The organism is Tatumella morbirosei (assembly GCF_000757425.2).
Lineage (GTDB): Bacteria > Pseudomonadota > Gammaproteobacteria > Enterobacterales > Enterobacteriaceae > Tatumella > Tatumella morbirosei.
This window is the reverse complement of record NZ_JPKR02000005.1, coordinates 286,223-297,845: the sequence shown is the minus strand read 5'-3', so window position 1 is coordinate 297,845 and position 11,623 is coordinate 286,223. Positions and strand designations below refer to the sequence as shown.

13 protein-coding genes are annotated in these 11,623 nt (G+C 50.2%); 9 read left to right on the top strand and 4 right to left on the bottom strand.

Features of this window, described 5'->3' with window-relative positions:
* Nucleotides 1-29 precede the first annotated feature (29 nt).
* The 3 genes from rluF to HA49_RS16885 form a co-directional block, all read right to left on the bottom strand.
* A complete protein-coding gene (rluF, locus tag HA49_RS16895) occupies nucleotides 30-899 on the bottom strand; it encodes a 23S rRNA pseudouridine(2604) synthase RluF (RefSeq protein WP_038015370.1) in 870 nt (289 codons plus the stop codon).
* Nucleotides 900-1,065: 166 nt separating this feature from the next.
* Nucleotides 1,066-1,608, bottom strand: coding sequence for a tetratricopeptide repeat protein (locus tag HA49_RS16890; protein ID WP_038015367.1), 543 nt, complete (start codon nucleotides 1,606-1,608; stop codon nucleotides 1,066-1,068).
* Nucleotides 1,609-1,771: 163 nt separating this feature from the next.
* Entirely contained in the window at nucleotides 1,772-2,560 is a 789-nt protein-coding gene (locus HA49_RS16885; protein ID WP_046791894.1) for a dienelactone hydrolase family protein, read from the bottom strand.
* 281 nt (nucleotides 2,561-2,841) lie between these two features.
* On the opposite strand from HA49_RS16885, the gene udp reads away from it, so the two are divergent.
* The 9 genes from udp to tatD all read left to right on the top strand — a co-directional run bounded on the left by udp (nucleotide 2,842) and on the right by tatD (nucleotide 10,920).
* Entirely contained in the window at nucleotides 2,842-3,603 is a 762-nt protein-coding gene (gene udp / locus HA49_RS16880) for a uridine phosphorylase (RefSeq protein WP_038015364.1), read from the top strand.
* A gap of 131 nt (nucleotides 3,604-3,734) precedes the next feature.
* A complete protein-coding gene (gene rmuC, locus HA49_RS16875; RefSeq protein WP_046791893.1) occupies nucleotides 3,735-5,258 on the top strand; it encodes a DNA recombination protein RmuC in 1,524 nt (507 codons plus the stop codon).
* 75 nt (nucleotides 5,259-5,333) lie between these two features.
* The gene (gene ubiE, locus HA49_RS16870; protein ID WP_038015361.1) at nucleotides 5,334-6,098 is read left to right on the top strand and encodes a bifunctional demethylmenaquinone methyltransferase/2-methoxy-6-polyprenyl-1,4-benzoquinol methylase UbiE; all 765 of its coding nucleotides are present in this window, start codon (nucleotides 5,334-5,336) and stop codon (nucleotides 6,096-6,098) included.
* A gap of 11 nt (nucleotides 6,099-6,109) precedes the next feature.
* Complete coding sequence (ubiJ, locus tag HA49_RS16865; RefSeq protein ID WP_038015740.1) at nucleotides 6,110-6,715, top strand: ubiquinone biosynthesis protein UbiJ; 606 nt, start codon at nucleotides 6,110-6,112, stop codon at nucleotides 6,713-6,715.
* Entirely contained in the window at nucleotides 6,712-8,349 is a 1,638-nt protein-coding gene (ubiB, locus tag HA49_RS16860; protein WP_038015738.1) for a ubiquinone biosynthesis regulatory protein kinase UbiB, read from the top strand. The genes ubiJ and ubiB overlap by 4 nt, the downstream gene beginning before the upstream one ends.
* Nucleotides 8,350-8,443: 94 nt before the next feature.
* Nucleotides 8,444-8,689, top strand: a complete 246-nt coding sequence (gene tatA, locus HA49_RS16855) for a twin-arginine translocase TatA/TatE family subunit (protein WP_038015359.1) — start codon at nucleotides 8,444-8,446, stop codon at nucleotides 8,687-8,689.
* A 3-nt stretch (nucleotides 8,690-8,692) separates the two neighbouring features.
* Nucleotides 8,693-9,295, top strand: coding sequence for a Sec-independent protein translocase protein TatB (tatB, locus tag HA49_RS22090; protein WP_046791892.1), 603 nt, complete (start codon nucleotides 8,693-8,695; stop codon nucleotides 9,293-9,295).
* 2 nt (nucleotides 9,296-9,297) lie between these two features.
* Nucleotides 9,298-10,056, top strand: coding sequence for a Sec-independent protein translocase subunit TatC (gene tatC / locus HA49_RS16845; RefSeq protein WP_038015356.1), 759 nt, complete (start codon nucleotides 9,298-9,300; stop codon nucleotides 10,054-10,056).
* A gap of 81 nt (nucleotides 10,057-10,137) precedes the next feature.
* Complete coding sequence (gene tatD / locus HA49_RS16840; protein ID WP_038015353.1) at nucleotides 10,138-10,920, top strand: 3'-5' ssDNA/RNA exonuclease TatD; 783 nt, start codon at nucleotides 10,138-10,140, stop codon at nucleotides 10,918-10,920.
* On the opposite strand, the gene rfaH is transcribed toward tatD, so the two are convergent.
* Nucleotides 10,921-11,409, bottom strand: coding sequence for a transcription/translation regulatory transformer protein RfaH (gene rfaH, locus HA49_RS16835; protein WP_038015350.1), 489 nt, complete (start codon nucleotides 11,407-11,409; stop codon nucleotides 10,921-10,923).
* Between the last annotated feature and the right edge of the window lie 214 nt (nucleotides 11,410-11,623).

Below are 11,623 nucleotides of genomic sequence, written 5' to 3'. Positions count from 1 at the left end.
GCAGCGGGTTGGCCGTCTGAATCGGGCAATCAGCGACCCTTTTTCTTTCTGCCTGGCTGCGTAAAGCGCTTACGTGCCGGTGGGGGAGTCGCCGGCTTGTCTGTGGGTCTTTTTCCGGACGGGCTTTTCTTCGCCGCTGTGGTTTTAGGCTTATTTTTTTTCTCGGCTGGATCCAGTGAGGTTGAGTTTTCCAACAGCCGGAATAATTCGATCAACTCATCGTCGGTAAAATCACGCCACTCCCCGGGAGGTAACCCCTTCAGGCTGACATTCATGATACGTACCCGTTCGAGTTTGGTGACTTCGAATCCAAAGTGCTGGCACATGCGACGGATTTGACGGTTAAGCCCCTGTACCAGAGTAATGCGAAACACCTGGGGTGCTTCTTTCTTCACCTTACATTTCTTTGTCACCGTACCCAGCATGGGCACCCCGGCAGCCATGCCCTTGATGAACTCGTCGGTGATCGGTTTATTCACGGTCACCACATACTCTTTTTCGTGGTCATTACCAGCCCGCAGGATCTTATTCACCAGATCACCATGGTTGGTCAGAAAAATTAGTCCCTGGGAATCTTTATCCAGACGACCAATCGGGAACACGCGTTTGCTGTGATTGACGAAATCAACAATATTGTCTTTTTCGCTGCCTTCAGTGGTGCTGATAATGCCTACCGGCTTATTCAGGGCAATAAGCACTAAGTCTTCTTCATTCCTTGGCTCAATCAGCTGACCATTAACCTTCACCACATCACCGGCATACACCTGATCACCGACAGTTGCACGTTTACCGTTAATAAATACATTGCCTTGCTCAATAAAACGGTCGGCATCACGACGGGAGCAAATACCGCTCTCACTGATGTATTTGTTCAGGCGGGTCGATGAGTTGGTCAGCATGAATTCTCCGGAAAAAAGCGGACTATACCTCAGCGGGGCGATGCTTAAAACTGTCTGTTGGTGTATTGCAATGCTCCCTGAATATTTCAGGGGCTGTTACAACAGCAATAGCTCAGCAATGTACCGCATAAACATACGCCCTGATACTGGCGGGTGGGATTGAATTTTATTTTTTGGCGGCAGGTCTCAACAGCTGTTTTTGTGCGGCACAGGCCAGAATATTCCCTTTTTTACATCCCATGCGGGCATACTCAAAGGCCTTGCGTCGGTCTTTGCTGACACCATAGCCGTAGCGATACATATTCGACAGATACAGCATCGCGTTACCATCTCCGGCATCCGCCCCTTGCTGATACCATTTACGGGCATCAGCGTAACTTTGTGTCACACCGTAGCCATTTTCAAACAGATGACCAATTGCCTGGTAAGCGTCGGGTGAATGCAGTGCCAGACCTTTCTGGTAGAAGTCCATTGCCAGGCGATAGTTGTCACCGCCACGAAGTTCATACATTGAACCTGCGGTAATACAATCCTCAGCGACCTTACCGGTATCGCACTGTTGCACATGGGCCTGCAAGACTTTTTCATCACCGCGTACTGGCGTGTGATCATTTCCGGAGAACATCCCACCGAAGAAATTGTTTATGGTGCTACAACCGCTTAGGGTCAGTGAGATGACCACAATACTCACAGAGAGCGTTTTTTTCATAAGGCTTTTCCTGTCCATGACCAAAACAAACAGCCCCCTGACAACTGTGTCACAGGGGCCGGGTCTGTGCTCAGTAAAGCCTGATTCTATCCCGGATAATTTTTCGTGCCTTCGGAGTCCGTCTGAATTTTCACCGCCACAGGACAAAAGAGGCTGAAGCAGGTTAAGAGCCCGGATGAGCGGGAGCCACCCCGTAGCGGCCAAACCATTCCAGCATTCGTTGCCATCCATCCTGTGCTGACTCTGCATGATAGTTTGGCCGGTAATCAGCATGAAAGGCATGTCCAGCATCAGGGTAAGTGATAATTTCAGAATCAGAATTGGCCGCGCGTAATGCCTGCTGCATCAGTGCGACGTTTTCTGCGGTAATCATCGGGTCCAGAGCGCCGTACAGGCCGAGAACCGGGGCCGTCAGACTGGCAGCAGCATCGACCGGGGTCACCGGTTGACGCAGAGTGATTTGTGGATGCAGATGACCATACCAGGCCACGGCAGCCTGTAATTGCGGATTATGGGTAGCATATAACCAGGCTATTCTTCCCCCCCAACAAAAACCGGTTAACCCGAGCCGTCGCAGATCGCCACCATGGGTTGCTGCCCAGTTAGCGGCGTGATCAAGATCGGCCAGCACCTCACGGTCGGCCACTTTGCCGACCAGTTCATTTTTCAGTTGTTGCGGGGAGCTGAAACTGGCGGGATCACTATGACGGAAAAACAGATCAGGAGCGATCGCCAGATAACCGGCCTCCGCCAGACGGCGACAGATATCGCGGATATAATCATTGATACCAAAAATTTCGTGTACCACCAGGATAACGGGAAACGGGGCAGACACAGATTGAGAGGGTTTTGCCAGAAAGGCCGGTAATAAATCACCACGGCTCGGGAGCGTAGTTTCTGTGCAGTGAACTGCGTCTGCGGTACTGCCCTGATTGCCGATTGAACTATTCATTAAGGACTCCCGTAAAGTTGTTAATTCCCGAACAGAACGTCGCCATACCAAAAACTTTATTCCAGTTGCCCCAGTCTACCTCTGGTGGTTTACAAAATGTGGTTCAGGATTGCACTGGTGATCGGGAAATAATCGGCTTTACCGAGAGATTTGAGATCTGCATCTATATTTTTCTGACAAGGTATGTAATGTCACATTTTAAGGTTGATTTCTGTCACATAAAAAACCAGTGCTTCAAGTACAATCGAATCATTATTCACTAGCTGCTGATTGAGGTACTTATGTCGCAATCCGACGTTTTTCATCTTGGACTGACTAAAGCCGATCTTCAGGGAGCCACACTGGCGATTGTGCCCGGTGACCCGGATCGGGTGAAAAAAATTGCGGAACTGATGGATAATCCGCGCCAGCTCGCATCCCATCGTGAGTTTAGCAGCTGGATAGCCTTTATTGAGGGTAAACCTGTCATTATCTGTTCTACCGGGATTGGTGGACCTTCTACCTCGATTGCGGTAGAGGAACTGGCTCAGTTGGGAGTCCGGACATTTTTGCGGGTGGGAACGACAGGGGCGATACAGCCGCATATTAATGTCGGGGATGTGCTGGTGACTACGGCGTCGGTCAGGCTGGATGGGGCCAGTTTGCATTTTGCGCCACTTGAGTTTCCGGCAGTGGCCGATTTTACCTGTACCACTGCCCTGGCAGAGGCAGCCCGCCGCGCCGGAGCGACCACCCATATCGGCATCACGGCTTCTTCAGATACCTTCTATCCGGGGCAGGAACGTTATGACACTTTCTCTGGCAGAGTGGTGAAAGCGTTCAGAGGCTCTATGGAGGAGTGGCAGTCGATGGGGGTACTGAACTATGAAATGGAGTCAGCCACCCTGCTAACGATGTGTGCCAGCCAGGGACTACGGGCAGGTATGATAGCCGGAGTGATAGTCAACCGTACCCAGAAAGAGATCCCGGACAGCGCGACCATGAAGCAGACCGAAAGTCAGGCAGTAAAAATCGTGGTCGATGCGGCCAAAGCGTTATTATAATCCTCCTCACTCTTCCGGCAGGATGGCCTGGTTGCTGTCTTTAGCCGGAAATCCTCAACTGTAAAAATATCTGGACATCTATACAGTGCCACTCTACCTTTCCTCTGACAAAGTGTTAAGTGGAGAAGCGGGTGGACACGCAATTCATTATTTCAGGATGCCTGTTACTGGGCGGTGCTGTTCTGGGCTGGCTGATATCGGCACTGCGTAACGGTCATCAGTTGGCGCGTTATCAGGCAGAGCAACAGGCGGGGCAGAAGACGATTGAGCGGCTGCAGCAGGAATTGAGCAGCGGACAGCATAGCGAGCGACAAAAAGAGGCCGAACTGCGCCACTTGCATGCTGAGCTGGCTGCGCAGCAGGAGAAGCTCCAACAACTGACCTACTGGCGTGAGCAGGCCGGGCAGTTGAACCAGGAACTGCGTCATCAGGCTGATATTCACCGGGCGCAGGAATCAGAACTGCGTGAGGTGACCACCCGGCTGGAAGAAACCCGTCTGGCGGCAGAAGAGAAGCAGCGTTTACTGCTCAACAGTGAACAGCGGCTGGCAGCGCAATTTGAAAATCTGGCCGGGCGGATTTTTGAAAACAGTGGACGGCGTTTTGACGAGCAAAATCGGCAAAGTATGCACGGAATACTGACACCGTTGCGGGAACAGCTGGAAGGTTTTCGTCGGCAAATCAACGAAAGTTTCAGTAGTGAAGCCCGTGAGCGGCATACGCTTACACATGAAATTCGTCAGTTACAAAAACTGAATAGTCAAATGGCCCGCGAAGCCGTTAACCTGACCCGCGCCCTGAAAGGCGATAATAAGACCCAGGGCAACTGGGGCGAGGTGATCCTCAGCCGGGTGCTGGAAGCCTCAGGATTGCGGGAGGGGTATGAATACGAGACCCAGGTCAGTATTCACCGAAATGACGGACGTTTTCAGCCGGATGTGATTGTACATTTGCCGCAAAATAAAGATGTGGTCATTGACGCAAAAATGACGTTGGTCGCTTATGAACGGTATTTTAATGCAGAAGAAGATGATCTGCTGCGGGAACAGGCGGTCCGGGAACATATCAGCGCTGTACGTAGCCACCTTCGTTTACTCAGCCGAAAAGATTACCAGCAGTTACCCGGTGTACGTTCGCTGGATTATGTGCTGATGTTTATTCCGGTAGAACCGGCCTTTTTACTGGCACTCGACAGAGAGCCTGAACTGGTCAATGAGGCGTTAGCACAAAATATAATGCTGGTCAGCCCGACCACCCTGTTGGTGGCACTACGCACTATCAGTAATCTCTGGCGTTATGAACATCAAAGCCAGAATGCCCAGCAGATTGCCGATAAAGCCGGGCGTTTATATGACAAGATGCGACTGTTTGTCGACGATATGCAGGCGATGGGTAGTCACCTGGATAAAGCACGGGACAGCTATCAACAGTCGATGAAAAAACTGACGGAAGGGCGCGGAAATATGATAGCCCGCACGGAAGCGTTTCGTCGGCTGGGAGTTGAGGTTCGTCGGCCGATTGATCCGAAAATCACGGAAAAAGCGCTCTCTTTTGACTCTGAAGTCGCGGAAACTGACAGTGAAAAAGAAAGCTCACTGGTCGCTTCCGGGAATCCGTGGGACAATAGTGAAAACCCCCGGGGAAATGCTGAATAGTAGTGCAGTAACGTGCCTGACCTTCGGGAGTCTGGTACACTTCAGACAGTATTGATTACATAGCAGGTAATACCGATGGCAGATGAATCTCAGGAAACTCAGGAAACAACGCATTTTGGTTTTCAGACCGTAGCAAAAAACGAAAAGGCTGAAAAAGTTGCCGATGTTTTCCATTCCGTGGCAGCAAAATATGACCTGATGAACGATTTAATGTCGATGGGTATCCATCGCATCTGGAAACGTTTTACCATTGACTGCAGTGGCGTCCGTCGCGGGCAGCGGGTACTCGACCTGGCTGGTGGCACCGGTGATCTGACCGCTAAATTCTCCCGGCTGGTAGGGGAAACGGGTCAGGTCGTGCTGGCAGATATCAACAGTTCAATGCTGAAGATGGGGCGCGAGAAGTTACGTAACCGGGGAATATCCGGTAACGTCAGCTATGTTCAGGCAAATGCCGAAGCACTACCCTTTCCTGATAATTATTTCGACTGCATTACTATCTCTTTTGGCCTGCGAAACGTGACCGAGAAAGAAAAAGCGCTGGCCTCTATGTTCCGGGTACTTAAACCCGGTGGTCGCCTGCTGGTGCTGGAATTTTCCAAACCGCTGCTTGAACCGCTCAGTAAGGCCTATGATGCGTACTCTTTCCACATTCTGCCCCGTATCGGTCAGGTTGTTGCCGGAGATGCCGAAAGCTACCGGTATCTGGCGGAATCTATTCGTATGCATCCTGATCAGGAAACGTTGAAAGGGATGATGAACGATGTCGGGTTCGAAAATACTTCCTATTACAATCTGACCGGAGGCATTGTTGCTCTCCACCGTGGGTATAAATTCTGATGTTCACAGCAATGACGGCGATGCCACTGCTGACAGCGACGATAGAGAATGTGCTTAACCGTGTTCTTTATCAGGATCGCGGCCTGAAACCGGCACGTCAGCGACTGAAAGGGAAAGTTCTGACACTGAAGTTCAGTGAGTTTTCCCGGCCACTGGTGCTGGTTTTCGGTGAACAGCAACTGGATGTGGTGGGTGACTGGCAGGACAGCAGCGATTGTACTGTCTCACTGGCATTAGGCGTATTGCCAGAGTTGCGTGACCGGCAGAATCTGACTTCACTGATTCGTCAGGGTAAACTGGATGTGCAGGGAGATCTGCAGGTTATTCAGCAGTTTTCAGCACTGATGGATCTGGCCGAACTGGATCCGGCGGAGTATCTGGCGCCGTTTGTCGGAGATATTGCTGCTCAGGGAATCAGCCGGGCAGGACAACGATTGTTTTCCTTTGTCCGGCAAGACATCAGTAGCAGGCAACGGCAACTGGGAGAAATACTGACCGAGGAGTGGCGGGCGGCACCTGGCACACTCGAAGTGGCGTGGTTTTGCGAAGAAACTGCGGCACTGGACAAAAAGCTGGCTGCGCTGGATGCACGGCTGGCGCAATGGGAGAAGAAATGACTGTTGGAGAAATTCGGCGACTCTATTTCATTATTCGTATTTTTTTGTCTCATGGTTTGGATGAACTCATCCCAAGGACCCGTCTGACTTTGCTGGTACGTCTGTGGCGGCGGTGTATCTTTTGGATCCCTAATCGTCACCCGCAGGAAGAGTTGGGTGTGCGTTTAAGGATGGCACTTGAACAACTCGGACCGGTCTGGATTAAGTTCGGTCAGATGCTGTCAACACGACGAGATTTGTTTCCACCGGAGATAGCTGATCAACTGTCCGCGTTGCAGGACAAAGTTCCTCCTTTTGACGGTATCAGAGCTAAAGCACAAATTGAAAAGTCCCTCGGCGGACCGGTGGAACGATGGTTTGACGATTTTGAAATCACCCCGTTGGCATCGGCTTCGATTGCTCAGGTTCACACTGCGACCCTGAAAGAGAATGGTCAGCACATTGTTATTAAGGTCATTCGTCCGGATATTCTGCCAGTTATCAAAGCGGATATGCGGCTGATTTACCGGCTGGCGCGCTGGGTTCCACGGCTGCTGCCAGACGGCAGACGATTACGGCCGGTCGAAGTGGTCAGGGATTACGAAAAAACGTTGATTGACGAGCTTAATTTGTTACGTGAAGCCGCAAATGCCATTCAACTGCGGCGTAATTTCGACAATAGTAAGATGCTGTATGTCCCTCTGATTTATTCGGACTATTGTAGTGAAAGCATGCTGGTCATGGAGCGTATCTACGGAATTCCCATTTCTGACACTGCCACCCTGAGAGCACATGGCGTTAACATGCAACTGCTGGCTGAACGTGGCGTTCAGGTATTTTTTACCCAGGTGTTTCGTGACAGTTTTTTCCATGCGGATATGCACCCCGGTAACATCTTTGTCAGTTATGAACACCCGGAAGATCCACAATATATTGGTATCGATTGCGGAATTGTTGGCTCTTTAAATAAAGACGATAAACGCTATCTGGCAGAAAATTTTATCGCTTTCTTTAATCGCGATTACCGGCGGGTCGCTGAGCTGCATGTTGATTCTGGCTGGGTTCCTCCGGATACGAATGTGGAAGATTTTGAATTTTCTATCCGCACTGTGTGTGAGCCAATTTTCGAAAAGCCGCTGGCCGAAATCTCCTTTGGCCATGTGCTGCTCAATCTGTTCAATACCGCACGTCGGTTCAATATGGAAGTGCAGCCACAATTGGTTCTGTTGCAGAAAACATTATTGTATGTTGAAGGCATTGGCCGCCAACTTTACCCACAACTGGATCTGTGGAAAACGGCCAAACCTTTTCTTGAAGAGTGGATTAAAGATCAGGTTGGCTTACCCGCTATATGGCGGGCAGTAAAATCAAAAGCGCCTTCCTGGGCTGAAAAATTACCTGAGCTGCCGGAGTTATTTTATGACGGAATGCGACAGCATAAATTACTGAAACATAGTGTAGATAAACTGGCCCTTGAAATGAATGCTCAGCGTGTCCGGCACAGCCAGGCCCGCTATCTGCTGGGGATGGGGGCAGTATTTATGTTAAGTGGTACGGCGATTGCTATCGGCCGGCCGCAGTGGGATGTCACTTCGGCAATACTGATTGTTGCTGGTGTGTTAACATGGATCATCGGTTGGCGTAAGACAAACTGATTGTCAGCCTTATCCCAAACGCGCTACTGTCAGGGGATTGAGGTGTTTTTACACGCTGTGTTTTGTTGGATCATAGATCTTCAGAGGTTAAGAAATGGGCGGCATTAGTATCTGGAAGTTACTTATCATTGTAGTCATTCTGGTGCTGTTGTTTGGTACCAAAAAACTGCGTGGACTGGGTTCAGATTTAGGATCTTCAATCAAAGGTTTCAAAAAAGCCATGAGCGATGAAGATGATAAAAAGAGTAAAGATGCGGATTTCCCCGCAAAACCACTCTCTGACGAATTACCTACTTCTTCTAAGAAAGAAGAATCCCGTAAAGACAACGATCAGGTATAACCCGTGTTCGATATAGGTTTTAGTGAGCTCTTACTGATATTCGTGATTGGTCTGATTGTGCTTGGGCCTCAACGGTTACCTGTGGCGGTGAAAACAGTCGTTGGCTGGATCCGTGCCATGCGTTCTCTGGCAGCCAATGTACAGAATGAACTGGCTCAGGAGTTAAAACTGCAGGAGTTACAGGATAGCCTGAAAAAAGTTGAAGAGGCTGGTAAAGGCACTCTTTCGCCAGAGCTGAAAGAGTCAATGGATGAACTGCGGAAAACGGCCGAGTCGATGAAACGTACTTACCGGGAGGCCACAGACCTTGAAGGCGAGGATGATAAGGCAAATACGGCGTCTTCCGGTGATCCGCATACCATTCATCAGCCAGCAACGACTTCTGCACCGGAGCCGGTGAGCCCGCAGTCAGCAACGACTTCTGCTCCGGAACCGGTAAATCCGCCTGCTTCGGCACAGACCGGGACTACGGCAGAAGTGCCTCAGCACCCGACACACTCTTCTGCAGAAACATCAGTGAAAGCAGATCATCAGACAGCCAGCAGTGTTAAAACGGAACCCGTGTCCGATACTAAACCTGCCTCACCGGTAAGCGAAGAAAGATAATCATGGATGTACAAGATACTCAACCGCTGATCAGCCATCTGATTGAGCTACGTAAGCGCTTGCTTTATTGCATTGTGTCCGTGCTGGTGATATTTCTCTGCCTGGTATATTTTTCCAATGACATCTATCAACTGGTGGCTGCGCCGCTGATTCGTCAGATGCCTACGGGTGCCAGCATGATTGCAACGGATGTTGCATCACCTTTCTTTACGCCGATTAAACTTACCATTATTGTCTCGATTTTTCTGGCTGTACCGGTGATTCTCTACCAGTTGTGGGCCTTTGTAGCTCCCGCGCTCTACCGGCACGAACGCAAGCTGATTATGCCGTTACTGTTTTCCAGCTCGCTACTGTTCTACATCGGTGTTTGCTTTGCTTATTTTGTGGTATTCCCGTTGGCGTTTGGTTTTTTTGCCAAAACCGTGCCGCACGGCGTACAGATTGCTACAGATATCAGTAATTACCTCGACTTTGTGATGGCGTTGTTTCTCGCCTTCGGCGTAGCGTTTGAGGTGCCGGTGGCGATTGTATTGTTGTGCTGGACCGGGATTACCTCACCAGATGATCTGAAAAAGAAACGTCCTTATATGCTGGTAGGCGCCTTTGTGGTGGGTATGTTATTAACCCCGCCAGACGTTTTTTCCCAAACTTTGCTCGCTATTCCGATGTACTGCCTGTTTGAAGTCGGCGTATTCTTCTCACGTTACTACGTAGGAAAAGGACGTTGGGATAAGGACCAGGATCAGGATACAGACTCCTGAGATCCCAACTCAGGTCCCGTCACTACGTGAAGGGTTAACTAAAACCACCCGTCAGGGTGGTTGAGATTTTTGGGAAAAATTATGTTTGATATTGGAGTCAACCTGACCAGTACGCAGTTTGCAAAGGATCGTAAGCAGGTGGTAGCCCGTGCACGGGCGGCAGGGGTGTCCGGAATGCTTATCACCGGGACTAACGCCCTGGAAAGCCAGCAGGCATTATCGCTGGCGAAACAACATTCCGGATATTGCTGGTCCACTGCTGGCGTTCATCCCCACCATGCCAGTGAATGGTCTCAGGAAACGGCAGGAACTCTGCGCCGGCTGGCTGGCCAGTCCGAAGTCGTTGCAATCGGTGAATGCGGACTCGACTTCAACCGTAATCTCTCTGACCACAATCAACAGGAATACGCATTTGATGCGCAACTGGCGTTAGCTGCTGAGTTGCAATTACCGGTATTCCTGCATTGTCGTGAGGCCCATCAGCGCTTTATGGCAGTGTTATCCCCCTGGCTCGACAAAATACCGGCAGCGGTAGTGCATTGCTTTACCGGCAACCGTCAGGAGCTGGAAGAGTATCTGGCCGCAGGTCTGTCGGTGGGAATTACTGGCTGGGTATGTGACGAACGCAGGGGATTGGAGTTAAGAGAGTTGTTGACGTCAATCCCGGGTGGTCGTTTGCTGCTGGAAACGGACGCTCCGTACCTTATTCCGAGAGATATGCATCCCCGCCCACCTTCACGACGTAATGAACCCTGCTTCCTGCCACATATTGTGCAGCAGGTTGCTGGCTGGAGAAATGAAGAGACTGAACAACTGGCACAACAGATTGATCATAATGCGCGGCAGTTATTTCGGCTGAACTGATCATATTTTCCGGAATTGCTGATTGCTGACACTGCGGACGACCTGCTTGTTCAACAGATTCAACAGTAATATTGAGCGGGATTCACCCTTAGGTTCGGCAAAAATCGCCCGTAAGCCCTCGAATGTCCCGGCGATAATCTCGACTTCATCTCCCTGCCGGGGCAGTTCTTCTGACAGAAGTGCCTGATAATCGTGACAGGAGATGCTCTCAATCACTTCTTCCGGGACCGTCGCAGGCAAAGCGCCGAATCTGACAAAATGGCTGACGCCACGGGTAGCAGCGATGGTCGTGGTGTGAATGACTTCAGGAGAGAAGCGGATAAACAAGTAATTGGGAAACAAAGGTTCACTCACCTTGCTGAGTTTACCGCGAACTGTTTTTTCTACTTCAATCATCGGACTCATACAGGCAATACCCTGACGTTCCAGATGTTCCTGGGCCCTCAACAGCTGACCACGTTTGCAAAAAAGTAAGTACCATGATTCCATAACAGCTCCAGATAGCAGGCAGCCAAGAATAGCAAAACCGGTAACAGAGTTATAGGCTATTCATTAACGTAAATCTGTGGTGTAGCCTTTGCTGTTAGCGGATATTTAATTATTTTTAATCAGTGCTGAACCCCGTGAGTTGCTGCATCAGATCGTCCGGCGGTGAACACGGATAATTTATCACTCACCCGCATAGAGGGTTAATAAATTTCAG

Coding starts and splice junctions, on each gene's coding strand:
- rluF (WP_038015370.1), bottom strand. CDS start 899: ATGCTGACCAACTCATCGACCCGCCTGAACAAATACATCAGTGAGAGC.
- HA49_RS16890 (WP_038015367.1), bottom strand. CDS start 1,608: ATGAAAAAAACGCTCTCTGTGAGTATTGTGGTCATCTCACTGACCCTA.
- HA49_RS16885 (WP_046791894.1), bottom strand. CDS start 2,560: ATGAATAGTTCAATCGGCAATCAGGGCAGTACCGCAGACGCAGTTCAC.
- udp (WP_038015364.1), top strand. CDS start 2,842: ATGTCGCAATCCGACGTTTTTCATCTTGGACTGACTAAAGCCGATCTT.
- ubiE (WP_038015361.1), top strand. CDS start 5,334: ATGGCAGATGAATCTCAGGAAACTCAGGAAACAACGCATTTTGGTTTT.
- ubiJ (WP_038015740.1), top strand. CDS start 6,110: ATGACGGCGATGCCACTGCTGACAGCGACGATAGAGAATGTGCTTAAC.
- ubiB (WP_038015738.1), top strand. CDS start 6,712: ATGACTGTTGGAGAAATTCGGCGACTCTATTTCATTATTCGTATTTTT.
- tatA (WP_038015359.1), top strand. CDS start 8,444: ATGGGCGGCATTAGTATCTGGAAGTTACTTATCATTGTAGTCATTCTG.
- tatC (WP_038015356.1), top strand. CDS start 9,298: ATGGATGTACAAGATACTCAACCGCTGATCAGCCATCTGATTGAGCTA.
- tatD (WP_038015353.1), top strand. CDS start 10,138: ATGTTTGATATTGGAGTCAACCTGACCAGTACGCAGTTTGCAAAGGAT.
- rfaH (WP_038015350.1), bottom strand. CDS start 11,409: ATGGAATCATGGTACTTACTTTTTTGCAAACGTGGTCAGCTGTTGAGG.